We start from the raw sequence: 21,288 nt of genomic DNA on the forward strand, positions 1-21,288 counted from the left end.
CGTGGTTTATCCCTCTCCTGATTCTTTTTGCCATCCTGTGGGCAATGGGGAAAAAAGACACGCCTCAAACCCCGGTAGAGCCGAGCACTCTGAGCACGCTAGTATCAACCACGCCGACGTCTCCACCCCCACCCACGCCAACCTCAGCAACTGAGCAATTCGTGAGCGCTGATAACCTCAATGTCCGGGATCAACCAGGCGGAAAGGTCATCTCAAAATTGAAGCGCGGGGAGAAGGTTCAAGTTTTTGAGACCCGAAAGGATTGGGCGCGGATCAGCATTGATGGTCAACCTTCAAAGTGGCTTTCTTCCAAAAGCCTGTGCAGCGGCTCAGACTGCTACGTCGTCTTAAGGCCAAGGCCAGCGATTCAGCCGAAACAGCCTGCTCGCCAACAGACCCCAGCTTACGGTTCATCCTGCCCCTGTTCCTCTGGGAACGTGTGTATCGGGCCTCGCGGTGGTCGATATTGCATTACCTCTGGCGGTAACAAACGTTACGGTGTCTGAACTGCTGTTCACCATTGAGACAATCTGCAACGATCACACCTAGTTACAGTCCAAACGGACACATATGCCAGCGTTCAGAGGATGCACTGATGAAGGTGTTCATAAGCTCCGTAGTAAGAGGATTCGAGCAGTTCAGAGCCGCCGCCAAAGACGCGGTGGAGACACTGGACATGAAGCCGGTCATGAGCGAGCACTTCGGAGCGCGAACCTATTCCTCGGAGCACGCCTGCCTGACAGAGGTCGACCAGTGCGACGTTTATATCCTGATTCTTGGCGCTAACTACGGCTATGAACCTCAGCCAGGTCTCTCGGTTACGCAGCAAGAATTCCACCAGGCAGTGAGCAAGCGTAAACCGATTTTGGTCTTCATCCAGCAGACTGACTTTGACGCGAAGCAGACAGTGTTCGTCAACGAGGTGTCTGACTACAAACAAGGTTTTTTCAGAGCCTCATTCTCAGACCCCCAAGAGCTCTTGAAAGCTATTGTCCAGGGCCTGAGTAGAATGGAGAAATCCAAAAGCGCAATTTCTGAGAACGCCTTTCACGAGCGCATTACAGAGGCATCAAGCTCTCGCTCCTACGGCGGTCACTCCTATGCGCCACAGCTTGAGTTCGCGTTTCTGCCACAACCCATTGAGCAGCACGCTGTGCACGGAGCGGCCCAACGCCGTGATGAGATTTTCCATAGCTTCCATAACCTGGGCTTGGCGAAGTTCAAGCAAGGTTACGAAGACTGGGATGACAAGTTGTTCACAGGACTGAAGTCCGGAGATACGTCTTGGCGCGTTTTTGACGACGGGCTCGTCCTTTTGGAAACTGACGCAAGTGTGCCAGTCGAGGGGCTTACGGCTGGTCTCTATTTCGTGTCTCCGACCAACCTATCAAAGCTAATTATGTCCTGCTTCGCGGTGTCCGGGTTCAACAGCGGATGGTATCGCATTACCTTGAAGAATTTAGACATGGCGAAGATAGAGGAGCCGCCAGCGACTGCCCCCAGCAGCTATTCGATGCCTATGCGCCGTGAAAAGCTCGTTAGTGAGTCACGACTTTTCATCCCTGCCACACGGCCCATCGTGGAGCAATGGATACAGGAAAGCATCGTAAGAATGGCCAGAAGTTTGGCTTATTGATCAGTGACACCCGTGCCTCTGTCATTTGAGCCAAGGGGGGCTTTTAATCATCAACGTGCCACAGGCGCCCAACAGTGCTTCTGGGTAATTCCAGATGCCGGCAGACCTCTGCCTGAGAAAGACCTTCTGCCTTTAGTTTGCGTACTGCCTCGAGCCTTTCTGCGGCTGCGATTCTCTGTGGTGTGGTGATCTTCTGCGGCTCGGCAGGCAGCGCTTCATCAAGAACTCCTAACCGCATGAGTTCTATCATCGATTCATTCAAGACAGAGCGTGCTGTCTTCCCCTCATCGGCTGCGGCCACCAGAGTGAGCAGCGACAAAGGCGTTAGGCCCAGCGCATGCGCCAGATCCGCACTCAGATCAATAGTCGGTGTCGTCGTCGCAGCCTCCAAGCGGCTTATGTGAGCCTGGTCAGCTTGATGCTGGAGGTCTGCTTGCGATAAGCCATTTCGAATCCTCAGCCACTGTAGCGTCGCCGCATAAGCCTTCCGCAGGGACATCCAACCTACCTCTCCTAAAAAGAGACGGTATGACGCGTTTGATAGATCCCACACAAATGCATATAATCATATCGTTGGGATTTCTGGCTTGTTGCCCAGTATTTTGCGTGTTCGCAGAGCCTGATTTTTGGGTTCGCACCATGAGGATCATCAATTTATGGGTAATTCTTCGGAGCATGAGTTGCTCCGCGAGGGAGAGATATCGTCCTTTGGAACAGAGCTGCCTCAAGCCGAAATAGAGGCATTGGTGGCGGATCGTTTCGGTCGGAAACCCTACTGTTTGGTCGAGGATTGGCTGATCTTTCATGTGGACGAGCCTCCTGAATCGCTCGCCAGGGTGCGCGCCATAGGCCTGCAGACAATGTTCCTTTATTCCCATTGCGTGACCTACGACAGCCAGGGCCGGTTCCCTCCAGGGGGCTGGGTACGCTCGACCCTGTGTAAGTCGTTCGACGGCGTTTGCCTGTTCGAGACCCGGAATACGGTGTACGCCTTGATAGGCAAAGGGCGCGAGATGACCGCATCGCTCAAGACAATATTCGGCTTATGTTAATCGCAGGCGCTAAGCAGGCCTGCTCCACACGAGATGCACGATGTTCAGGATTAGCATGCAAGACCAGGCCGGCCCGGTGGGTATGTTCGGGGACGGTCTCGCTCACTTCCACGCCATGTCGCGATCCTTGGTTACTCATTGGTATCACGTGAGCCTCAAGCGCCGGCATGAGGGGCGATTCGTAGCTTATGAAGAGATGCTGAACGATGAGCCTCGCTTGGTAGAGCTGCTGGTCTCCCAAGACGAGAGCATGGTCATTCAAGATGTCCAGGTCGTTACCCCGGCATGGATGAACAAAGGGTCAGGCTGGAAGATGGAAATGCTGAAATCACTTTCCATGGGGTTCAACCAGGCAGAAGTGCCAATCTGTGTTCTGCAGGTCGAGAGTGGTGATGTGTACGTCAATACCCATCAACGCGACCTGGATGTCGATGCCTTGGTTGGGGTCAGGGAGCTATATCGGCGCAGTGCTCCAACCGCCGGCGTGGCCTCAGCGTCGGAGGCTCTGTAGCTATGGACGACATCAATACCGTCGCAGTCGATTTACACGAAAAGCGCTACTCGGACTTCGACCTTCTTCGCATCGCCAAAGCAGTGAATCAAGACTACGACTGGCTGGTGACGGCCTACCTAGTAAATGTCCACATTCATGCGTGCAGTGCCGTTGGCGTGGTGTTCAGTCACATTTGCCCTGGGCCGTACCAACGATTTGCAGATGGTCGGCTGATTCGGACATCCGACATTCAGTCCGTAACGAAGGAAGGCAGGTTTTGGGTGATCAATACGGTCAACTCGAAGTACGTCATTGCGACGTTCAGGCGGGACGTCGGACGGCGTAGCTTGCGTGAGTTCATGCGCATAGCGGGAGACAGGTATCTGCCAACGCCTGATCGCCTCCAGTAGCACTGAGGTCGTTGTTTTGGGCCTGCCCCGCCTCGGGGATGGCTGTCGTTTACCAATCTCGCTGTTGCGGGACTTGGCCTCTTCGGGCTTCCATCCTCAAGTCTCCAGCCCTGCTTGGGCCTAAGCGCTCCGCTTGCCATTTCGGACGCCAGCACAATGGTGCCTGCTCGATTCCCTAACTGTTGGCCTTTGAATCCGGTCTCCGAGGTTTTTAACGCTTCCTCGGGAGCAGATAGTTATTGGACACTTTCAGCGATATCGTATGCTCGGTTCCCTATGCTTAGCCAAGGACGTGTGGCATGCCGAAGATCAAACCACTGGATATGAAGCTAATCGACCTTCTTTTCGAGATGGAAGGGGGTTACGTGTTGGACTTCTCAGACCGCACCATGTCCCAGTTCTTCCTCGGAGAGCTGGAGATCGATATTGATGATCCGCTGTTCACTGCGGATGGCACATCCAAAGCTAGGCGCCTGCGGAGCTTCCTCACGCTTGCCGATACACCGACTTGCGTGCGAGCGCTCAAAGCACTCTGGCAATATCGTCAGGCTGCGCTGGCCAACCAACGCAAAGATGAACCTGTGGTTAACGCCGAGGGGCGCTTCCTGACTTTGATTCAAGGCTTGGAGTCCGGCTCATCTGCCGACGTCATCAAGGGCGATCCGTTCGCAGCTGTGCGTCAGGTAAATGTTGATCAGGCGGCTCAGTTGAAGAGGGCCCTGTTGGACATTCATAAGCTCGCTCCTCAAGCACGTGGCTACGCATTCGAGACGTTCCTCCAGCAGCTGTTTGAGGCATCCAACCTCCAACCTCGCGCACCATTTCGGAATACGGGGGAGCAGATAGATGGAAGCTTCCAATGCCGAGGGGACATCTACCTTGTTGAGGCGAAGTGGGTAGTGAACCCTGTTGGTGCAGGGGAGCTGCACATCTTTCAAGGCAAGATCAGCCAAAAGGCAGCTTGGACACGAGGTGTTTTTATCAGTTACTACGGATTCACTGACGTTGGGCTGGAGGCATTCGGACGCGGCAAGAGCCTGATATGCATTTCGGGAAAAGATATCAACCATGCTTTAGAGAGGCACATCCCATTCGCGGATGTCATAGATCGCAAAGTGCGGGCGGCTGCTGAGACAGGTTCAGTATTCGTACCTTTGGATAAATTGTTCTAAGCCCATGCGGCAACGCGAAGGGAAATTTCATCAGGGGCTCCAATGTACCTAACCATCATGAAGCCCGAAGTGCTTCAGGACGTTGCATCGCTCGGTCGTGGTCTTTGGATTGTAGATGGCCCTGACGGCCCAGTGCTCGTGGTCAAAGCGGGCAAAGAATTTATCCTCGCCGCACGTGAGAAGCGCGAGCTGAAGTTCTATCTTGCGCCATACGAGTCTGATGAGGCGCAAGGCCTGACGCTGTTGACGGCCTGCTTTGATGACCCGATTAGTCCGCTGACTATTAAAACACCCCTGATGGGTAGCGATCCTTTTACAGAGGGGCTGAAAAGCCTTCCTGACCATTTTAGCGTCTGTTTTTTTGATGAGCACAATCGCGAGCTTCTTAGTAGTACAGCGCACGCTAGCCTTGAAGAGCTCCGAAAGCATGCAAAGGGTGTCAATCCCTTGGGGAAGGAGCACTGGCATCTCATGATGGAGCAGGCAGATGACTGGTTCAGCTTTACGACTAGGGAAGACGACAGCCGAGCAGTAACGTTGACGCTTTTGGAGGATCTATTTCCAAGCGACTTCCTGATCACCGACCTCACTCGCCAAGGCTTCCAGGGCTCCAGAGGTTTCTCAAATACTCACCTTGAGCGACCGGAGCCAGGACACCTACAGGAGCTGGATATCATCTATCTGCTCCAGCGTGCTTACTCGGCGGAGCAAATCATCCATGGGCCAGTGAAAGTCTCCGATGGGGAAGAGCTGACCGATGCTGTTGTTTTGGGGACGGAGGTCACGCTTTTACTACAGGCTAAGGACAGCCCAAACACAGCTGAGATGATGGGGACAAAGCTTGAACGAAAGCGTAAGAAGGCCCTGAGTCAGTTGAAAGGAGGCCTATCGCAGCTACGTGGCGCAGTTTCAACTATCGAGCGTGAGGGAAATCCCGCGCTGCGGCTTGTTGATGGTACTCCCCTCAAAATCGATCTTGCAGCACGTCCCCTTGTAGGAGTCGTGGTGGTAAAAGAGCTGTTTAGCGACACCTATGAAGAGTACGGGGCCATGATTTTGGATTTCATGGACGATGTAGGTGTGCGTGTGTTGGCATTTGATTACAACGAGTTCGAGGTTATGACGAGGCACTGTCCCTCAGAGCAGGCACTCCTTTCGGCATTTTGGCAAATTTCCGAGTGCGCGGTTGAACAGAGGATCTATCCCAGACTTCGCTTCACTGAGCTACCCCCACGCTGATTCACCACCATGACCAGCCCATGAAGCGTAACCTCAACGAATTCCTGCACTGAACTAGAGGTTTAGACGTCACTTCACCGTCGTAAAGGTTAGCGACCCGCAACAGTACCCTGGCATCACTGAGCAAACATGCCAGCGATAATCCTGGCGTCGAGCAAAGCATGATGGGGCAGCTCCTCGCCCTCGCTAGTCGGAGTAAGTGTCGTTGCGTCAGTAGGGAAATTACGAACGATTCTGGGCCATCGCCCGCCGTCATAGACCAGATCGCAAAAAAGCTCCCAGTCGTACTGGGGAGCATCATTGACGATCTCGACCTCCTTTTTGAACGACGTCAGAAACCTGAGCAGCGACATCCTGGCTTCAACAATGGGCAATGCGTAGCTCCCACCCCACAGCTGCGGAAGCACGATTTCCTTAACGAAATCACTGCAGTCTTCTTCTTGCCAAGCATCGAGCAATTCCACGTAGAATTCGCGCCCATCCTCAGCCACCAATGCGAGTGATATCAGCTTCGCAGCCGCCGAGAGCTGGGAAAACTCGCAATCAAGAAAGAGCCTCACTTGTTAGAACTCCGTAATGACTAGGGCTCGCCTGGATATGGCGCAGGAAGGTCAGCTATGGGAAATGGCCCTCGAGCATCTTGGCTCAGACGGACTCCTCCAAGCGGTCATAGAAATGTGGAGCCGCGCCGCCCCTCCACCAAGACCATTGGTTGAACACCTGTCCACCAATGAGGTGAGTCAGGACGTCTTGAGCATACTGAAAATTGCCCAGCAGCGGGTAGGTGCCATCGTGCCAGGTCGAACGCCTGATGCAGGCACAGTCACGCTGTACGCGCGTCACGCTAGCAACTTAGTTGATGGGCTCATTACACTGCTGCCAAAGGTGAAGCTTTCGCAAGCCTTACGAGGCTCTTGTCTTGAAATCGAACTGGGGATTTGACGTCCGCGCAGGCTCCTCGAACACCAGTCAGCAACAATCTTATTAAAACTTGCCCAGCGAAATGCGTCCCTGTGAGATGTTCTATGAACTCTGATTTAACTGAAGAAGAAATGCGTCGTGCCCTTTTTGGTACGCCTCAGCCAGAGGAGCAAGTTTCTACTCCGCTAGTGCAGGAGCCTGTGCCAGAGATCGTTTTAACAAAGCCAGCAGAGGCTCCAATAGTTAAGAAGAAAGCGGCGAAAGCCTTTACGCCTAGGCTGAGGGTCACGTTACGCGTTGGAAACGAGTTTGAAGGAAAAATGGTCGAGTTGATTCACGAGGCCGACACGTTGAGCTCGTTGCTCGCTGAGCAGGAGGCTGTAAAGGCTGCTAGGAAAAAGTACAAGTACGTGGAAGTGGAATCCGTTAAATCGATGTAGCAAACGCCTCAAGTTTAGGTCGGACAAGTGCAATGTATTTTCAGATCGTCCGCCGACAAGTCACCGTAGAACCCGAGGGGTAGAAGGTTAAAACTTTCTGAAGCGACTGTTCTTTGGTATTTGAAAACCACCAAACCCGAACAGCCGTGATTTTTAATGATCAGTGGCTGTCTAAAAAATGGCACAGGAGGGCTTCTTGGGGCGCTAGTCGGCGGTATCTCGGCCCACTTCGCCCCCACCAAGTGGTGGTTGACGCTACGCTTTTCGCCAAACCAATGCGGGAATTACCCGGATGTAAATTAGCTCGCTGACCAATTCAATCAGCGTTTGGGTGATGACTGTTGCCGCAGCTAGCCCTCTGATTTCTTCGGGTAGAGCAAGTGCCAAGGGCAGAACCACCAACGAGTTCCGTGTCGAGCTACTGAACGCTACTGATCTTGCAGTGATGGCCGGCAATTTGAATGCTCGCGCAACCAGCGCACCAACCACTGGTGCCAAGAGCATGAAACCAATGTAGACAGGAATGACGGGCAGCAGCTTGTCCATGTCTCTGACCACCGCTGAAATCTGAGAGCCGATCACTACGACCAGTACAGCCGCCATAGCCGGCACAGGCATCCAAGCCCAAGCATTGTTCCAACCCTCAACGACGCGTGACCTTTTTGCACCGGCAGCTGTTGCTACCGCCAAGACCAAGGGCAAAGCGATCAGCACTACGAAGGCCTCAACAAATGGGCCGACAGATATAACCACTGCCGAGTCATTACCCAGCATGAAGGCCAGATACAGGGGCAGTAGAACAAGCTGTAGCAAGAGTAGTAATGGCGTTGCCGCCAGAGTCAGTTTGGAGTCGCCCTTACCGATATGGGTAAACACCACCACATAGTCGATACAAGGCGTCAGCAAGACCAACAGTGCACCCACCAGAATCGCGGGGTGATCCGTTAGGCCCATGGTCAACGCCCAAACCAACAGGGGGATGGCGACGAAGTTGGCTGTGAGCAGCGCCGTCATGAAACGCTTGTTTGCGAGCCCTTCACGGAGATCCAGGAATGGGATCTGTAGAAACATGGCGTACATCAGCACAGCGATAGCTGGTGTCACCAACGCACCTAACGCTTGAGAAGCATTAGTTGCGAGCAGACCTCCGATAGCAGCGACAATGACCGCGACGAAGTAGACGGGAATCTGGTTCTTCTCTAGCTGTTCTCTGTCCACGAAATGCCCTTAAACGCGTGAAATCAATTTTCGATTGAGCAGGGTAATATCTGTAGCCACTACAGGTTCAAGAAAATGCTTGGGGATTCGCATGTCAGGAATTGGGGCGTTGTCTAAATCAACGGGTTGCCACATTGAGACGATTCGCTACTACGAGAAAATAGGCCTTTTACCGCCGGCCCTGCGGTCGACCGGCAGGCACCGAATCTACACAGAGAAGCATCGTTCAAGACTCGTGTTCATCCGTCAGAATCGTGAGTTAGGATTTCCCCTCGACGATATACGAGAACTCATCGCGCTCGCAGCAGATGCTGATCGTCCGTGTGCTGACGCGCTGTCGGTGGTCAAGAAGCATTTGGCAGAAGTAGAGGTGAAAGTAGCCAAACTCCAGCAGATTCGAATTGAGCTGCTTGCCATGGCAGGCGCTTGTGAGACAACCTGCCTGGGCTCAAGCACCTCTGATTGCACTATTGTTGAGTCCTTGTTCGAACCCGCAGCAGGGACACGTTCCAGGTGCTGCTCGTGATCAAGGAGTTACAGTCGTTCGATATCGAACCAAGCAGTCACATCAGAAACGGCATTGGACGTTCTCAAACCACCGTCAACTAACGCGCCGCTTGACCGCAAGCGAGAGCTGCTCTGCGAACCCTAAAAAGGATATTGATGCCGATTGCTCAGATGCGGTAGGCTCAGGTTAGGAGATGGCATTCCTCCTTAAACCGCCTTGTGCTGATGATGCCTACGTGAACCCTGGACAGGGTGCGTAGGTGTGCCTCCCTGTCCTCCAATTTAGGACAGGCTATGATTTTACTCCGCTGTTTCCCTCCCACTTTTCATGCATCCCTCTACCTGTCAAACCACACAGGTCTGATGAGGAGAGCTTGCTGTGTTTAAGTCATTAATCGTCATTGCCATTGGTGCCTCACTGGGAGCCTGGTTGCGCTGGATTTTGGGCATGAAGCTGAATGCTCTGTTCCCGACGATTCCTCCAGGTACTGTGGTCGCGAACATGGTTGGGGGTTACATCATTGGCCTGGCCATCGCCTTCTTGGCCGCTTCTCCTACCCTTAGTCCAGAGTGGCGTCTCCTGATCATCACGGGTTTCTGTGGCGGCCTTACCACCTTCTCCACATTTTCAGCCGAAACGGTCGCCTTGATTCAGGAAGGCAGACTGCTATGGGCGCTCGGCTCAATTTCGTTGCACGTCTTAGGTTCGTTAGCGATGACCGCTGCCGGGCTTCTTTCCTACCAAATGATTGGTACTCGCTGAGGAGTTAGAAATGAAAGGCTTTATGGTCGTTTTCTTTACTCAACAAAACCGTCGCTATCAGGGAAAGATGCTGGGCGAATGGATAGTCGACGTGGCTAAAGAAATGGGGTTACGCGGCGCCACGCTTTGCACTGGAATAGAAGGGTTTGGACACACCGGAAAGCTGCACTCATCGCACTTTTTTGAGTTGGCGGATCAACCCACGGAAATTCGCTTGGCAATCACGGAAGATGAGGCAGAGCGGTTGTTCACACGACTGGACTCCGAGGAAATATCGGTGTTTTTCACTAAGACGCCAATCGAGATGGGCACCCTTGGGAGAGCCCCGTCTGACGCAACCACTTCTACAACATCGGAGGTATGAACATGAGCTACGCGGACATTCATGCTGGTGAGGCGATCCCCGATGACTTTTTCACCGTTATCGAGATTCCTGCAAACCACTCTCCGATCAAATACGAAGTGGACAAGCCAAGTGGGCAGATCTTCGTCGACCGCTTCCTCAGCACGCCGATGTTCTACCCGGCTAACTACGGGTTCATTCCAAATACCCTCAGCGATGACGGCGATCCTTTGGACGTCCTGGTCATTTGCCCATACCCGGTATCTCCAGGCGTTGTCATCCGCAGTCGCCCAGTCGGTGTGATGTACATGACGGACGAAGCTGGTGCCGATGCCAAGGTGATCGCAGTACCCCATGACAAGCTGAGCTCTATGTACAGCAACGTGAAGGAGTGCTCTGACCTCCCTGCATTGCTGCTCGCACAGATCCAGCACTTCTTCGAAAACTACAAGGCATTGGAACCGGGTAAGTGGGTGAAGATGGGCCGCTGGGGTAGTGCAGATGAAGCGCGGGAAGAGATTCGCAAGTCAGTAGCTGCGTATACCCCCACATAGGTCTTACGCCAGATTGAATCCGTTAGCCGGGAGTAGGTACTGAGGGGCAAGTGACTTGTGATTGGCCTCTCAGTCGTTCGGAACATCAAATGTCCTGGGGAACACACACATGGAAAAATGGATGGCTTATGCCTTCATCTCAATGTTTTTTGCCGGGTTCACGTCTGTGATCGCCAAGATGGGCCTCGCAGGTATCTCAGGCGAGCTTGGTCTGACAATCCGTACCTTGTTCGTGTGTGCTTTTGTACTCGTATTCGCGGCATGGGCCGTTCCGACACAAGAAGTGGCCAACATCACGAGCCGGAATCTGTCTTGGCTTGGTCTGTCTGGAGTCACCACTGCCTTGTCGTGGATCTTTTACTACAAGGCTCTGAAGGTAGGGGATGTCGCCACGGTGGCACTGATCGATAAAGGTAGCGTGGTCGTTGCTATGTTGCTCGCCGGCCTGGTGCTTCGGGAGGTCATCACGCTGCGCATGATTGCCGGAGCAGGCCTGATCGTGGCAGGTCTGCTGGTCATTGCCAAGAAACCCTGACTAGATTCTCAGGCATTCAACGTTTTGAACCAATAGGCACGAAAATGGCCTTCACTTCTTAGAGCATCTTTGGATGCTTGCGGTTCGTCAGACAGACGAGGACATAATTTCAGTAAGGATGGTTTTTGTGGGATGGATTTTTTTGTTGCTCGCCGGTGTTTGTGAGATTTTCTATGCAGCCGCGATGCCGCGAACTGACGCGTTTACTCGATTGTGGCCAAGCATCTTTTGTGCAGTGTTCATTTGCCTAAGCATGTATCTGTTGTCACTGGCCACGCGCACTATTCCTGTCGGTACGGCCTACGCGGTGTGGGTTGGGATCGGTGCGCTAGGTACAGCAGTCTATGGGATTACCATACTGGGCGAAGATCGCAGTGCAATGCGAATCTTCTGCTTCTTTCTCATTTTGGCCGGGATTGTCGGGCTGAAATTTCTCGCCGCAGAGAAACACTAAATTGAATCAGGGGTGACCCTATGGCTTTGAAAATTCGTACGGCAGTGGCATCAGATGCAGAAGCCATCCAGCGCATTTATGCCCCGATAGTTTCGAACACGGCGATCTCATTCGAAGAGACCCCGCCAAGCGTTGGGGAGATTGCTCAGCGGATAGCGACGACACTTCAGACCTATCCCTACCTTGTGGCTGAAGACGGTGGTGAGATCAAGGGATATGCATACGCAAGCCAGCATCGTGCACGTGCAGCCTACCGATGGGCTGTTGACGTGACGGTGTACATAGCTGAATCAGCTCGCCGCCAGGGTGTTGGCCGCAAGCTCTACGAGACTCTGCTTCCAATACTTGAGAAACAGCGGTTTCGCGCCGCTTACGCTGGAATTGCGCAACCCAATGAAGGCAGCGTGAGCCTGCATGAGGCGCTAGGATTCACCCATATCGGGACATACCCGGAGGTAGGATTCAAGCTTGGAAAATGGCACGACGTCGGCTACTGGCGGCTCGGGCTCTGCCAAGCAACTCCTCCGTCGGAGCCAATTCTCTTCCCCCAGCTTGCAGTGGACTCAAAGTAGAGCACTCGGGGAGTGCTGCCTATGAGCTGAGCTACTGATGAACGTGCAGCGGTATGGACATGAGACCATTCACCTGATGGCTCAGGTCGAGAGAAAGAAACCGCAATCTCAGGATGCGTAAACTTGAGATTTTCCTGAAGGGCTCGGTCGGGTTGGGATTGTCCGGTCTCTAAGAAGCGCAGTTTTCGCGCAGATTTCTGGTTGCTCTTTTAAGTAATCAGGTGATGCATCTTTGATAAATAGGGACGAACGTCGAGCTATGACCTCGCATCGAGAAAACAACAAAGCAACAGTATTCGGTAGCGGTACTCTCATCGGGGCATTAGGTGGGCTGATTGGATTGGGGGGCGCAGAGTTCAGGCTGCCGCTGCTCATTGGCTTGTTTGGCTTTGGCGCGTTGGAGGCAATCATCCTCAATAAGGCCATGAGCCTTGTAGTGGTAGCCACAGCCCTTCCATTCCGTGCGTTCAGTGTTCCCTACGCGGCAGTCTTTGAGCGATGGGACATTATTGTCACGCTTCTCGCTGGGAGCCTTGCAGGCGCCTGGTTCGGTGCAGGATGGGCGACGAAGCTTAAAAGTAAAACTCTTTACCGTATTTTGGCAGTGCTGCTCGTAGGTATTGCTGGTGCTTTGCTGTTCGGACATGAAACAACTTCTACCGGCGTGGCCCTGTTTCATGGCGTGACACTGGCTATCGTCGGGATCGTGGTCGGTTTCGGTATCGGAGTGGTTGCTGCTCTGATGGGGGTCGCCGGCGGCGAACTGCTGATCCCGACAATTGTTCTTCTATTCGGTGCTGACATCAAGCTCGCTGGCAGTCTTTCACTTGCTGTAAGCCTACCCACAATGATTGTGGGTTTCACGCGATACAGCCGCGACCAAAGCTTTTCAATAATCCGCGCTCAACGGCCCTTCATCTTGGTCATGGCAGTGGGCTCCATTATCGGGACGTTCATTGGCGGGCAGTTGCTAGGGCTGATACCAACGGCTTACTTGCTCCCGTTGCTGGCCGGCATTTTGCTGATCTCCTCGGTGAAGGTTTGGCGCCATAACTGAAAAATGCCAGCCCCGGCAGTGCATGAGCATAGGAGTTCGACGCAATGACCAGTTTGTTGTTCCAGGTGTCGTCCATGCATGAGACTTGCTTGTCAGCACTAATTAAACCGTGACGAATTAATCTGCCAGCAAGTCCGCACATCGCGAATGAAAATGACTGGTCAAGACGAATTAAACAAGTGGTCAGCAGCGATGCAAATGGATGGTCAAGTGGGGGGATTCCGCACATTATCGTCGGGGCGGCGGTAGTTATCAGTCCAACTCAGTGAGATAGCTTTGCACTTGCTTGACTACATCTCGAGCGGTGCGGGTTACTCCGATCAATGTCGCAGAGGCTAGCCCTGTCCAATCGCCGTAACCCACCAGCCACAGACTAGGTGAAGCAACACTCCGGTTTTCATTCACGGCGACTTTGCCGTCATCGCCAACGATACCCAGGCTGTTTAGGTGGTCGAGCGCTGGAGAAAACCCCGTGCACCAGATCACGACATCCACCGCTGTTTCGTCTCCTGATGACCAGAGAACGCCTGTTGAAGTGAAGTGCGTGAATGGCCGTACTGCGCTCAATACACCGCGTTCACGAGCGTCCTTCACCGATGGCACCATTACGATATCGCCCAGCCCTCCAGCGGGTTGTTCGGGCTCCACACCAACCTGTTGCGCCTTCAATCGAGCAGTAGCTCGTTCGAACAGGACGCGCCCATCAACCTCATCAGGTAGAAACTTTGGTGCCCCTTGAGTTACCCAGGTTGCCTGAGCCACTTTAGATACCTCGGCGTAAATCTGGGCTCCCGAGTTGCCACCACCCACGACAAGGACGGTTTTGCCCTCAAACTCATTCGGCCCAACGTAATGAGCGGAATGAAGCTGCTGCCCTACGAACAACTCCTGTCCGGGATAGCTCGGGGTAAATGGGCGGCTCCAGGTGCCTGTTGCACTGATAACCGCTTTGGCATCCCAGTTTCTATCCCCGGAGACAACCCGTAATCCTTCTTCGATTTTTTCGACACGAGTCACCCTGGTGGATCGGATGATGGGGAAGTCATATCGACGCTCGTACAGAGTCAGATAGTCGATAACATCATCACGGTGAGGCGTTTCCTCTGATACGGCAGGCATCGGCCAGCCCGCAATCGAGCTCCATGCCGATGGAGAGAAGAGTCGCAGCGAGTCCCAGCCATGCCGCCAGGCTCCTCCTGGTGCCGACTCCGCATCGAGCAGCACGTAAGACAAGCCTGACCGCTTCAAAAAATAAGCGACTGTCAGCGCGGATTGACCACCGCCAATGACAACAACATCAAGTTTCGAATTCTGACCCACTAGCATCCTCCAGGCTCAATCGCGGCACCTCACCGTCGTCGTATCAGACTCTGCGACCGTGCTCATCAATGACGACTTGTCCGTCTTCTTTGACGAAGCTGCCGCGCTGCTCGTGCGGCAGAAGGTCGAGGACTGCCTCTGACGGACGACACAAGCGTGTACCCAAGGGCGTCACGACGATGGGGCGATTGATCAGGATGGGATGAGCCATCATGGCATCGATGAGCTTATCATCAGTAAGTGACGTATCGCCGAGTCCCAACTCCTCGTAGGGAGTGCCTTTGATACGAAGCAGGGCCCGCACCTCGATACCCATATCCTTGATCAACCTGACAAGCGTGGTGCGGTCAGGTGGGGTCTGTAGGTACTCGATAACAACCGGCTCTTCTCCGCTGTTGCGGATCAACTCCAAGGTGTTGCGAGAGGTGCCGCATTCGGGGTTGTGGTAGATCGTGATCTGGCTCATATCGCTTCCTCGTGCTGACGTTAGATGGAGCGCTGGTTGACGCGTTTGGACAGCTCTTCGGCTGACTCTTTACGCTCGGAGTACCGATCAACTAAATAGTCCTGGCGATCCCGCAGGAGCAGCGTGAACTTCATCAACTCCTCCATCACGTCCACCAGTCGGTCGTAATACGAGGACGGTTTCATACGACCTGCCTCGTCGAACTCGGTAAATGCCTTGGCAACCGAAGATTGGTTTGGGATGGTGAACATCCGCATCCATCGGCCCAGTACGCGCAGCTGATTAACCACGTTGAAAGATTGCGAGCCACCGCAGACCTGCATCACTGCAAGGGTCTTTCCTTGCGTAGGTCGTACAGCACCTATCGCCAGCGGAACCCAGTCAATTTGGGCTTTGAATACTGCACTCATGGAGCCGTGACGCTCAGGGGAGCACCACACCTGCCCCTCAGACCATTTCATCAGCTCGCGCAGCTCAGCGACCTTGGGATGTGTATCGGCAGCGTCATCCGGAAGCGGCAGACCCGATGGGTCAAAGATCTTGGTTTCAGCGCCAAACTCATTCAGCAGGCGTGCCGCCTCTTGCGTGACTAACCGGCTGAATGAGCGCTCTCGCGTTGATCCATACAGCAGAAGAATGCGAGGTTTATGGAGCGAGGGCGTGCGAGGCGACAGTTGCTCCAGCGACGGAATGTCGATCAGGTCGGCGTGTACGTTCGGCAATGTGTCTTGCATATAAACTCCTACGGCGGCGCCTGGTTGGGTGCCGCCTCGGTTGATCTTTAAAGCGAACCGATGCGGTTCAGTTCAGCTTTCAACTGTTCAGCGCTGATGGTCTTCAGTGGCAGCGCAAGAAATGCGCTCACGCGCTCGTGAATTTTGGCCAGTGTGGCTTCAAACGCTGCGGTGATCTCGGCTTCCGACCCGTTAGCCTCAGACGGGTCGGCCAGCCCCCAATGCGCCTTCAAAGCTGGCCCAAAGAAGATTGGGCATGCTTCACCCGCTGCGCGGTCGCAGACAGTGATCACGATGTCTGGAGGCGAGCCTTCAAAGGCATCCGAAGCCTTGCTGCTCAAGCCCACCGTGGAAATACCCGCCGCCTCCAGCGTTTGTAATGCCCGTTGATTCACCCGGCCACTGGGAAAGCTTCCTGAACTGACGGCTTCTACACCCTTGGGCGCCAAGTGGTTGAAAAGCGCCTCGGACAGAATGCTGCGGCAGCTGTTGTGGGTGCACATGAACAAGACTTTCATCAGACGATTCCTTGATTCAGAAACTGAGGCGCAGTGCCAGGGCGGACAATGTGGCGACGAGGATGGGCACGGTCAGCACGATCCCGGTCTTGAAGTAGTAACCCCAACTGATCGTTATGTTTTTCCGGGCTAGCACGTGCAGCCACAACAGAGTGGCCAAGCTCCCAATTGGGGTGATCTTCGGGCCCAGGTCGCAGCCGATGATGTTGGCGTAAACCATCGCTTGCTGGACTACACCATCGACTTCGGCGGCATGAATGGATAAGGCGCCTACCAGAACGGTGGGCATGTTGTTCATGATCGATGACAGCAAGGCTGTTAGCAGCCCTGTACCTAGGGACGCGCCCCAAACGCCATAACCGGCGAACACGTTCAGGATTTGCGCGATGTGGTCGGTCAGGCCGGCGTTCTTCAGGCCATAAACAACCAGGTACATACCCAAAGAAAAAATCACCACCTGCCATGGCGCCTCTTTGAGCACCTTGCCTGTGTTGATGGCGTGACCACGAGCCGCGATGACGTAAAGAATGAATGCACAGACCGCTGCAATGGCGCTGATTGGCACCCCCAATGGCTCAATGACAAAGAAGCCGATCAGCAGTAGTGCCAGCACCCACCAACCGGCTACAAAAGTGGCCCGGTCGTGGATTGCCTCGTCCGGATTGTCCAGTTGGTTGAGGTCATAGGTCTTTGGTAAATCTTTGCGGAAAAACCACAGCAGCATGGCTAACGTCGCTGCCACGCTGACGATGTTTACCGGCACCATGATCGATGCATATTCGTTGAAGCCGATATCGAAGTAGTCGGCAGAAACGATGTTGACCAGGTTGGAAACCACCAGCGGTAAGCTCGCCGTATCGGCGATAAAACCGGCTGCCATGACGAATGCCAAAGTAGCCGCAGGAGAAAAACGCAACGCCAACAACATCGCGATCACAATGGGTGTGAGGATCAATGCTGCACCGTCATTGGCGAACAGGGCCGACACCGCTGCGCCCAGCAGGACGATAAATGCGAACAGCTTGCGGGTGCTCCCGCCTCCCCATCGGGCCACATGCAGCGCAGCCCACTTGAAAAAACCTGCCTCATCAAGCAGCAGACTAATGATGATGACCGCGATGAAAGTCCCAGTGGCATTCCAGACAATGCGCCAAACCTCTGGTATGTCGGCAAGGGTAACGACACCTGCCAGCAACGCCACGATGGCACCGAACATCGCACTCCAGCCAACCCCAAGCCCCTTGGGCTGCCAGATGACAAGGACGATGGTGGCGATAAAGATCAATACGGCAATCAGCATTTCATTAATCCGGTTGGGCGTGAATCAGCTACACACGGCTTGGTTGATCGGACGGTCGTTCATGCCGCAGAGGCGCTTAGCCTCGGTTTCCAGCCATTGCTGATTGGCGTCTACCACTTCCTTCAAAACTGCAGTCACCCACGTGGGCAAATCAGGATTCAGCCGGTAGTACACCCATTGGCCTTGGCGACGATCCAACAGCAAACCGGCAGAGCGCAGCAGCGCCAAATGACGAGAAATCTTTGGCTGACTCAGGTCGAGTGCTGCCGTTAGCTCGCAAACACACAGCTCACCTTCACTCACGACAAGCAGCGAAATTTTTGCTCGGGTGTCATCCGCCAGGCACTTGAATAAGGTGGTGGGGTTCATGGGTTCTGTCACAGATCCTCCAGGTGTTTGGTCTTGAGCAAAACGAAGAGCTTGATGCGCTCGTGGATGTCGTGGAGCGTGTGGCGAAATGCGCCAGGATCATCGCTGGTTACTGGGTCAGGAAAATCCCAGGTAATGACTTCACCTGCACTGGGCATTGGTAGGCACTCGCTTGCGGATTTATCACAAAGAGTGATTACGTAATCGAATCGATCAGCTTGAAACTCGCTGAGGGACTTGCTGCGCAGGCCCGTTGCATCGACTCCAACTGCCTCCAATGCCTGAGTCGTGCGCGGATCAACCTCAGACGGTTGGGATCCTCCGCTGAAGGCCTCGAAACGCAGGTCGGTGTGCCGCAGCAAAGCCTCTGCAAGCTGGGAGCGGGCTGAGTTGGCAACGCACACGAAAAGCACTTTGATAGCAGGGATAATGGTTGAACTCGATGCATATGGAAAATCGAATATACGCTTTGGCAGATATTCGGTAAAGCGAATATGATGTCTGCTGTTTGGCATGTGCCCTAACGTTCCATGCGTGTCGGCATAACGGAGATGAGAGGATGGAGGGGAAGATGATGATCCAGGCAAAGGAAATAGCCGGAGGACAGTGGCAGCGCTTTCGCGATGCGCTGAAATCTGCTGACCTTCCAGCAGACGATATTGATCTTCCAGGCCGAACCTTTTTTGAGTTCTCACGGGATGGTGAGACTGTTGGATGGGGAGGGTTTGAAACGCATGGGACAGATGGATTGCTGCGCTCCATGGTCGTAGAACCGGCGTACAGATCGAAAGCGGTTGGGGCTGAAGTGCTTCGAGTCATTGAAGCAATAGCTGCCGAGCAGGGAATCGCTCGATTTCATTTGCTGACAACAACTGCTTCAGGCTTTTTTAAGCAGCAGGGCTATGCAGTAAATCAACGAGGCTCTGCGCCGCCTCTGATTTCTCAGACGGAGCAGTTCAGGGGGCTTTGCCCTGGATCGGCTTGCTACATGTGCAAGGCCTTATCTGCGAATGCACGAAAGTAGCTGATCACCTTGATGATGGCTTTTAGCCTCGATGCCAGCTAGATTTGGAGCTTTCTACGATCAAGGAAGGATATGAAAAAGCTCATCGCAGTAATGGGGATCTGTGTCGCACTAGGCGGTTGCGCTACGTCCCACTACACCGCAGGACGAGACTTTTCGTCGGCCAGTGTAGCGAGCATCACCAAAGGCAAAACGACGACTACTGAGTTGAAGTCTCTGTTTGGTGAGCCCTACGCCAAGAGTGCTGTCAGCGAGACTGACGAGAAGTGGATATACACCTACACCAATGGCTCAGCCCATGCCCAAAGCTACGTGGTCACAATGAAGGTGACGACTACTGGCACACAGAAAACGCTTGATGTCCTGATCCGCAATGATGTGGTCATCAACTACACGTTCAGCGAAGGCCCCGCTCCAGGCACTACCACAGCGACGAACTGAGACTGCCACCTGCATTAGGCCATCTAATGATCTCAGTCAGTTGGATGGAGCGCGCAAGTCAGAGGAGGTAATCGATAAACCAGGAGAAGCCTCATTTGCCGATGGATTCAGGTATGAGTCGATCACCTAGCGCGTTGAGACAGGTCACTCCCTTTCGCGAGTAACCTGCGATTCATCGCGGTTGACTATTTCTTCCTAGGCTTTCCCGCGTCATCACGCTTATCGCGGACTTGGCCATCTTGATTCCGAGAGCGAGGCTGGACGCCACCTCCCGGCTTCGGAACTGTTACGTTTGGATTCAAGGGTCGTCTATCGGTCATGCTGTCATCCTTGGTTACCTACACGGTGAAAGATGGCTCAACCATGAACATTTCTTGTGTCGCAGGCATCTCGAAAATCCACAGCGCCGTTTCTGAGCGTAGACCACGAGCACGGCGAGAGAAGAGGTTGTGTTCAAAATTGCTGCCGTCGAATGAGCGATGCTAAAACTCATCGCTTGGCGGGCAGTGGAGCGCTCAGACCTTGGTTATCGGTCGCGACCGTAAGCGGAGCGCGCCGGCCCAGTGTGGGCCAAAGGCCTGAGGATGGACGCCCGCAGGGCCCAACCTTAGCGAAGCCAAGATTGGGTTCACGACAACCGTACCCCAACAGGGGGCTGGCCCAAAACAGGAATACTCAATGGCCTCGCAAATTAGTCGCGAAACCACTCCCGAGGTTAGGCCTAGTGAACAGTGCTACTGGTTTTCGGCAATCCGACTCCATATGCCAAGGACGTATTCACTGAGTTGTGGCCCATCCGCACGCCCATTTCGCGCAAAAAGTCGGCGTAATTGTCCGTGGTTTTGCGGATGCCATAAGGTGTCAGCAAGCTCGCATCAATATTCCCTTTGCGAGTCCAGGAGAAACAGATCTTTCTCAGAGTTATAACCGACAGCGGACGCCCAGAGGCATTACCCGCACGGAAAAGATAATCTCCGTCTGACAGCCTTGAGACCTTGATGTACTCCTTAAGTATCGACCTGTACCTATCAGGAATCGCATCGAGTACATGCTTGGTATCACGGCTTTTCACGCTATACACCGCAGCACCCTGTTGCATCCTCGCCGATAGGAACTCGTTTGCCCGCAGCCCACCCAGCATGCATGCAAACAGCGCCCGATCTCTCAAGTCGCCCGATTCGGCAAGGATCTTTTCCAAGGTCTGAACATGTTCTTTGAGCAACCCTTGCTGAGTCTGGATAACCAATTTGGGTAGTAGGCCATGACCAGCAGCGGGAGAAACCTGCACACGTTTAAAGGCTACGAGTTTTTTCAGGGAGAGATCGTTCACGAGCCGTTCCAGCCTCTGTCGATCCACAGGCGGCGATGTTTCTGCCTGCAGGGTAGCTTTGATGGCTGAACCAATTGCCTTCCTGACATCGGCTTCATGCGGCACAGGCTCATCTGGCGGGCAGACTTTTGAGGTCTCGCTGAGATCATGGAAGCTCTGATATCCCAGTCCCTGCGCAAGCGCTTTTTGAGCGTCTGCCAGCGAGATTGGGGCTGAGCTAGGCCATTCCTCTTGCAACTGCTTGGACAGGCTTTTGAAGCCACGATTACGGATCAAGTCTTGTGGATAGACTGGGACGCGCATAGCAATTCTCCGGTAGCGTCAGGGTGTCGGCTGCCCGCTGACTATCGTCGAAATGCGTGCGATAAAGAGGTGTTGCAACCTGTGGCACTAGAGCCTTCACGAGCCGACCGTTTGATC

Annotated in this window: 29 protein-coding genes and 1 riboswitch; of the genes, 18 read left to right on the forward strand and 11 right to left on the reverse strand. The window is 53.8% G+C overall.

The annotated features are described in order from the left end of the window. Positions 1 to 44 precede the first annotated feature (44 nt). Positions 45 to 506: an SH3 domain-containing protein gene (locus ACXX81_RS24010; protein ID WP_458572611.1), complete on the forward strand. Its 462-nt coding sequence runs from the start codon at positions 45 to 47 to the stop codon at positions 504 to 506. A gap of 89 nt (positions 507 to 595) precedes the next feature. Then, the gene (locus ACXX81_RS24015) at positions 596 to 1,636 is read left to right on the forward strand and encodes a DUF4062 domain-containing protein (RefSeq protein ID WP_458572509.1); all 1,041 of its coding nucleotides are present in this window, start codon (positions 596 to 598) and stop codon (positions 1,634 to 1,636) included. A gap of 43 nt (positions 1,637 to 1,679) precedes the next feature. On the opposite strand, the gene ACXX81_RS24020 is transcribed toward ACXX81_RS24015, so the two are convergent. Continuing rightward, positions 1,680 to 2,135, reverse strand: a complete 456-nt coding sequence (locus ACXX81_RS24020; protein ID WP_007246715.1) for a helix-turn-helix domain-containing protein — start codon at positions 2,133 to 2,135, stop codon at positions 1,680 to 1,682. Between the two features lie 157 nt (positions 2,136 to 2,292). Here ACXX81_RS24020 and ACXX81_RS24025 point away from each other — a divergent pair, with 157 nt between their 5' ends. The 5 genes from ACXX81_RS24025 to ACXX81_RS24045 all read left to right on the forward strand — a co-directional run bounded on the left by ACXX81_RS24025 (position 2,293) and on the right by ACXX81_RS24045 (position 6,002). Next, entirely contained in the window at positions 2,293 to 2,688 is a 396-nt protein-coding gene (locus tag ACXX81_RS24025) for a DUF6957 family protein (RefSeq protein WP_458572510.1), read from the forward strand. Positions 2,689 to 2,728: 40 nt separating this feature from the next. Then, positions 2,729 to 3,199, forward strand: a complete 471-nt coding sequence (locus ACXX81_RS24030) for a hypothetical protein (protein ID WP_177045807.1) — start codon at positions 2,729 to 2,731, stop codon at positions 3,197 to 3,199. A 2-nt stretch (positions 3,200 to 3,201) separates the two neighbouring features. Further along, positions 3,202 to 3,591, forward strand: a complete 390-nt coding sequence (locus tag ACXX81_RS24035; RefSeq protein WP_458572511.1) for a hypothetical protein — start codon at positions 3,202 to 3,204, stop codon at positions 3,589 to 3,591. Between the two features lie 299 nt (positions 3,592 to 3,890). Then, positions 3,891 to 4,763 (forward strand): restriction endonuclease, encoded by an 873-nt coding sequence (locus ACXX81_RS24040; RefSeq protein WP_043303409.1) that lies wholly within the window; start codon positions 3,891 to 3,893, stop codon positions 4,761 to 4,763. A gap of 42 nt (positions 4,764 to 4,805) precedes the next feature. Continuing rightward, a complete protein-coding gene (locus ACXX81_RS24045; RefSeq protein ID WP_224797001.1) occupies positions 4,806 to 6,002 on the forward strand; it encodes a hypothetical protein in 1,197 nt (398 codons plus the stop codon). A gap of 116 nt (positions 6,003 to 6,118) precedes the next feature. Here ACXX81_RS24045 and ACXX81_RS24050 read toward each other — a convergent pair whose 3' ends face one another. Then, positions 6,119 to 6,562 (reverse strand): hypothetical protein, encoded by a 444-nt coding sequence (locus tag ACXX81_RS24050; RefSeq protein ID WP_458572512.1) that lies wholly within the window; start codon positions 6,560 to 6,562, stop codon positions 6,119 to 6,121. 465 nt (positions 6,563 to 7,027) lie between these two features. On the opposite strand from ACXX81_RS24050, the gene ACXX81_RS24055 reads away from it, so the two are divergent. Further along, a complete protein-coding gene (locus tag ACXX81_RS24055) occupies positions 7,028 to 7,363 on the forward strand; it encodes a hypothetical protein (protein WP_458572513.1) in 336 nt (111 codons plus the stop codon). A gap of 255 nt (positions 7,364 to 7,618) precedes the next feature. Here the strand turns inward: ACXX81_RS24055 and ACXX81_RS24060 are convergent, their stop codons facing one another. Continuing rightward, entirely contained in the window at positions 7,619 to 8,581 is a 963-nt protein-coding gene (locus tag ACXX81_RS24060; RefSeq protein ID WP_458572514.1) for an arsenic resistance protein, read from the reverse strand. Between the two features lie 91 nt (positions 8,582 to 8,672). Between ACXX81_RS24060 and ACXX81_RS24065 the strand changes: the two genes are divergently transcribed. The 8 genes from ACXX81_RS24065 (at position 8,673) to ACXX81_RS24100 (ending at position 13,366) form a co-directional block, all read left to right on the forward strand. Further along, complete coding sequence (locus tag ACXX81_RS24065; protein ID WP_458572612.1) at positions 8,673 to 9,107, forward strand: MerR family transcriptional regulator; 435 nt, start codon at positions 8,673 to 8,675, stop codon at positions 9,105 to 9,107. 162 nt (positions 9,108 to 9,269) lie between these two features. After that, positions 9,270 to 9,330: riboswitch (Fluoride riboswitch) on the forward strand. Between the two features lie 137 nt (positions 9,331 to 9,467). Then, entirely contained in the window at positions 9,468 to 9,851 is a 384-nt protein-coding gene (crcB, locus tag ACXX81_RS24070) for a fluoride efflux transporter CrcB (protein ID WP_168224321.1), read from the forward strand. 10 nt (positions 9,852 to 9,861) lie between these two features. Next, positions 9,862 to 10,215 carry a DUF190 domain-containing protein gene (locus ACXX81_RS24075; protein WP_188251455.1) on the forward strand — a complete coding sequence of 118 codons (354 nt, stop codon included), beginning with the start codon at positions 9,862 to 9,864 and terminating at the stop codon, positions 10,213 to 10,215. Between the two features lie 2 nt (positions 10,216 to 10,217). After that, positions 10,218 to 10,748, forward strand: coding sequence for an inorganic diphosphatase (gene ppa, locus ACXX81_RS24080; protein ID WP_458572515.1), 531 nt, complete (start codon positions 10,218 to 10,220; stop codon positions 10,746 to 10,748). Between the two features lie 109 nt (positions 10,749 to 10,857). After that, entirely contained in the window at positions 10,858 to 11,283 is a 426-nt protein-coding gene (locus ACXX81_RS24085) for an EamA family transporter (RefSeq protein ID WP_282390770.1), read from the forward strand. Between the two features lie 127 nt (positions 11,284 to 11,410). Next, positions 11,411 to 11,737, forward strand: coding sequence for a DMT family transporter (locus tag ACXX81_RS24090; RefSeq protein WP_348775206.1), 327 nt, complete (start codon positions 11,411 to 11,413; stop codon positions 11,735 to 11,737). A 20-nt stretch (positions 11,738 to 11,757) separates the two neighbouring features. Continuing rightward, on the forward strand, positions 11,758 to 12,309 hold the full coding sequence (locus ACXX81_RS24095) for an arsinothricin resistance N-acetyltransferase ArsN1 family B (RefSeq protein ID WP_122727955.1): 552 nt from the start codon (positions 11,758 to 11,760) through the stop codon (positions 12,307 to 12,309). Between the two features lie 259 nt (positions 12,310 to 12,568). Next, positions 12,569 to 13,366 carry a sulfite exporter TauE/SafE family protein gene (locus ACXX81_RS24100; protein ID WP_122727957.1) on the forward strand — a complete coding sequence of 266 codons (798 nt, stop codon included), beginning with the start codon at positions 12,569 to 12,571 and terminating at the stop codon, positions 13,364 to 13,366. A gap of 252 nt (positions 13,367 to 13,618) precedes the next feature. Here the strand turns inward: ACXX81_RS24100 and ACXX81_RS24105 are convergent, their stop codons facing one another. From ACXX81_RS24105 to ACXX81_RS24135, 7 genes are read right to left on the reverse strand one after another with little or no spacing between them, the layout of a single operon-like run. Continuing rightward, positions 13,619 to 14,692 carry an ArsO family NAD(P)H-dependent flavin-containing monooxygenase gene (locus tag ACXX81_RS24105; RefSeq protein ID WP_458572516.1) on the reverse strand — a complete coding sequence of 358 codons (1,074 nt, stop codon included), beginning with the start codon at positions 14,690 to 14,692 and terminating at the stop codon, positions 13,619 to 13,621. Positions 14,693 to 14,729: 37 nt separating this feature from the next. Beyond that, a complete protein-coding gene (gene arsC / locus ACXX81_RS24110) occupies positions 14,730 to 15,152 on the reverse strand; it encodes an arsenate reductase (glutaredoxin) (protein ID WP_458572517.1) in 423 nt (140 codons plus the stop codon). Positions 15,153 to 15,172: 20 nt separating this feature from the next. Then, a complete protein-coding gene (gene arsH, locus ACXX81_RS24115; RefSeq protein ID WP_458572518.1) occupies positions 15,173 to 15,886 on the reverse strand; it encodes an arsenical resistance protein ArsH in 714 nt (237 codons plus the stop codon). Positions 15,887 to 15,933: 47 nt separating this feature from the next. Then, positions 15,934 to 16,404, reverse strand: coding sequence for an arsenate reductase ArsC (locus tag ACXX81_RS24120; RefSeq protein ID WP_122727965.1), 471 nt, complete (start codon positions 16,402 to 16,404; stop codon positions 15,934 to 15,936). A 16-nt stretch (positions 16,405 to 16,420) separates the two neighbouring features. Continuing rightward, positions 16,421 to 17,704, reverse strand: a complete 1,284-nt coding sequence (locus ACXX81_RS24125) for an arsenic transporter (protein ID WP_032894883.1) — start codon at positions 17,702 to 17,704, stop codon at positions 16,421 to 16,423. A gap of 24 nt (positions 17,705 to 17,728) precedes the next feature. Continuing rightward, positions 17,729 to 18,073 (reverse strand): metalloregulator ArsR/SmtB family transcription factor, encoded by a 345-nt coding sequence (locus ACXX81_RS24130; RefSeq protein ID WP_007247283.1) that lies wholly within the window; start codon positions 18,071 to 18,073, stop codon positions 17,729 to 17,731. 8 nt (positions 18,074 to 18,081) lie between these two features. Next, the gene (locus tag ACXX81_RS24135; protein ID WP_458572613.1) at positions 18,082 to 18,504 is read right to left on the reverse strand and encodes an arsenate reductase ArsC; all 423 of its coding nucleotides are present in this window, start codon (positions 18,502 to 18,504) and stop codon (positions 18,082 to 18,084) included. 140 nt (positions 18,505 to 18,644) lie between these two features. Here ACXX81_RS24135 and arsN2 point away from each other — a divergent pair, with 140 nt between their 5' ends. Both arsN2 and ACXX81_RS24145 read left to right on the forward strand, forming a co-directional pair. Next, the gene (gene arsN2, locus ACXX81_RS24140) at positions 18,645 to 19,097 is read left to right on the forward strand and encodes an arsenic resistance N-acetyltransferase ArsN2 (RefSeq protein ID WP_458572519.1); all 453 of its coding nucleotides are present in this window, start codon (positions 18,645 to 18,647) and stop codon (positions 19,095 to 19,097) included. Between the two features lie 72 nt (positions 19,098 to 19,169). Beyond that, positions 19,170 to 19,538, forward strand: coding sequence for a hypothetical protein (locus ACXX81_RS24145; RefSeq protein ID WP_099491040.1), 369 nt, complete (start codon positions 19,170 to 19,172; stop codon positions 19,536 to 19,538). Between the two features lie 721 nt (positions 19,539 to 20,259). Here the strand turns inward: ACXX81_RS24145 and ACXX81_RS24150 are convergent. Further along, positions 20,260 to 21,171 carry a site-specific integrase gene (locus ACXX81_RS24150; RefSeq protein WP_458572520.1) on the reverse strand — a complete coding sequence of 304 codons (912 nt, stop codon included), beginning with the start codon at positions 21,169 to 21,171 and terminating at the stop codon, positions 20,260 to 20,262. Between the last annotated feature and the right edge of the window lie 117 nt (positions 21,172 to 21,288).

The sequence above is a fragment of the Pseudomonas sp. GNP013 genome (genome assembly GCF_054343995.1).

What these genes read in the sequence shown, in the direction of transcription:
- arsC (WP_458572517.1), bottom strand. Translation starts at nt 15,152, where the DNA reads ATGAGCCAGATCACGATCTACCACAACCCCGAATGCGGCACCTCTCGC.
- ACXX81_RS24100 (WP_122727957.1), top strand. Translation starts at nt 12,569, where the DNA reads ATGACCTCGCATCGAGAAAACAACAAAGCAACAGTATTCGGTAGCGGT.
- ACXX81_RS24045 (WP_224797001.1), top strand. Translation starts at nt 4,806, where the DNA reads ATGTACCTAACCATCATGAAGCCCGAAGTGCTTCAGGACGTTGCATCG.
- arsN2 (WP_458572519.1), top strand. Translation starts at nt 18,645, where the DNA reads ATGATGATCCAGGCAAAGGAAATAGCCGGAGGACAGTGGCAGCGCTTT.
- ACXX81_RS24095 (WP_122727955.1), top strand. Translation starts at nt 11,758, where the DNA reads ATGGCTTTGAAAATTCGTACGGCAGTGGCATCAGATGCAGAAGCCATC.
- ACXX81_RS24125 (WP_032894883.1), bottom strand. Translation starts at nt 17,704, where the DNA reads ATGCTGATTGCCGTATTGATCTTTATCGCCACCATCGTCCTTGTCATC.
- ACXX81_RS24150 (WP_458572520.1), bottom strand. Translation starts at nt 21,171, where the DNA reads ATGCGCGTCCCAGTCTATCCACAAGACTTGATCCGTAATCGTGGCTTC.
- ACXX81_RS24030 (WP_177045807.1), top strand. Translation starts at nt 2,729, where the DNA reads ATGTTCAGGATTAGCATGCAAGACCAGGCCGGCCCGGTGGGTATGTTC.
- ACXX81_RS24120 (WP_122727965.1), bottom strand. Translation starts at nt 16,404, where the DNA reads ATGAAAGTCTTGTTCATGTGCACCCACAACAGCTGCCGCAGCATTCTG.
- ACXX81_RS24015 (WP_458572509.1), top strand. Translation starts at nt 596, where the DNA reads ATGAAGGTGTTCATAAGCTCCGTAGTAAGAGGATTCGAGCAGTTCAGA.
- ACXX81_RS24085 (WP_282390770.1), top strand. Translation starts at nt 10,858, where the DNA reads ATGGAAAAATGGATGGCTTATGCCTTCATCTCAATGTTTTTTGCCGGG.
- ACXX81_RS24020 (WP_007246715.1), bottom strand. Translation starts at nt 2,135, where the DNA reads ATGTCCCTGCGGAAGGCTTATGCGGCGACGCTACAGTGGCTGAGGATT.
- ACXX81_RS24075 (WP_188251455.1), top strand. Translation starts at nt 9,862, where the DNA reads ATGAAAGGCTTTATGGTCGTTTTCTTTACTCAACAAAACCGTCGCTAT.
- ACXX81_RS24025 (WP_458572510.1), top strand. Translation starts at nt 2,293, where the DNA reads ATGGGTAATTCTTCGGAGCATGAGTTGCTCCGCGAGGGAGAGATATCG.
- ACXX81_RS24065 (WP_458572612.1), top strand. Translation starts at nt 8,673, where the DNA reads ATGTCAGGAATTGGGGCGTTGTCTAAATCAACGGGTTGCCACATTGAG.
- ppa (WP_458572515.1), top strand. Translation starts at nt 10,218, where the DNA reads ATGAGCTACGCGGACATTCATGCTGGTGAGGCGATCCCCGATGACTTT.
- ACXX81_RS24145 (WP_099491040.1), top strand. Translation starts at nt 19,170, where the DNA reads ATGAAAAAGCTCATCGCAGTAATGGGGATCTGTGTCGCACTAGGCGGT.
- ACXX81_RS24130 (WP_007247283.1), bottom strand. Translation starts at nt 18,073, where the DNA reads ATGAACCCCACCACCTTATTCAAGTGCCTGGCGGATGACACCCGAGCA.
- ACXX81_RS24010 (WP_458572611.1), top strand. Translation starts at nt 45, where the DNA reads ATGGGGAAAAAAGACACGCCTCAAACCCCGGTAGAGCCGAGCACTCTG.
- ACXX81_RS24105 (WP_458572516.1), bottom strand. Translation starts at nt 14,692, where the DNA reads ATGCTAGTGGGTCAGAATTCGAAACTTGATGTTGTTGTCATTGGCGGT.
- ACXX81_RS24055 (WP_458572513.1), top strand. Translation starts at nt 7,028, where the DNA reads ATGAACTCTGATTTAACTGAAGAAGAAATGCGTCGTGCCCTTTTTGGT.
- ACXX81_RS24040 (WP_043303409.1), top strand. Translation starts at nt 3,891, where the DNA reads ATGCCGAAGATCAAACCACTGGATATGAAGCTAATCGACCTTCTTTTC.
- arsH (WP_458572518.1), bottom strand. Translation starts at nt 15,886, where the DNA reads ATGCAAGACACATTGCCGAACGTACACGCCGACCTGATCGACATTCCG.
- ACXX81_RS24035 (WP_458572511.1), top strand. Translation starts at nt 3,202, where the DNA reads ATGGACGACATCAATACCGTCGCAGTCGATTTACACGAAAAGCGCTAC.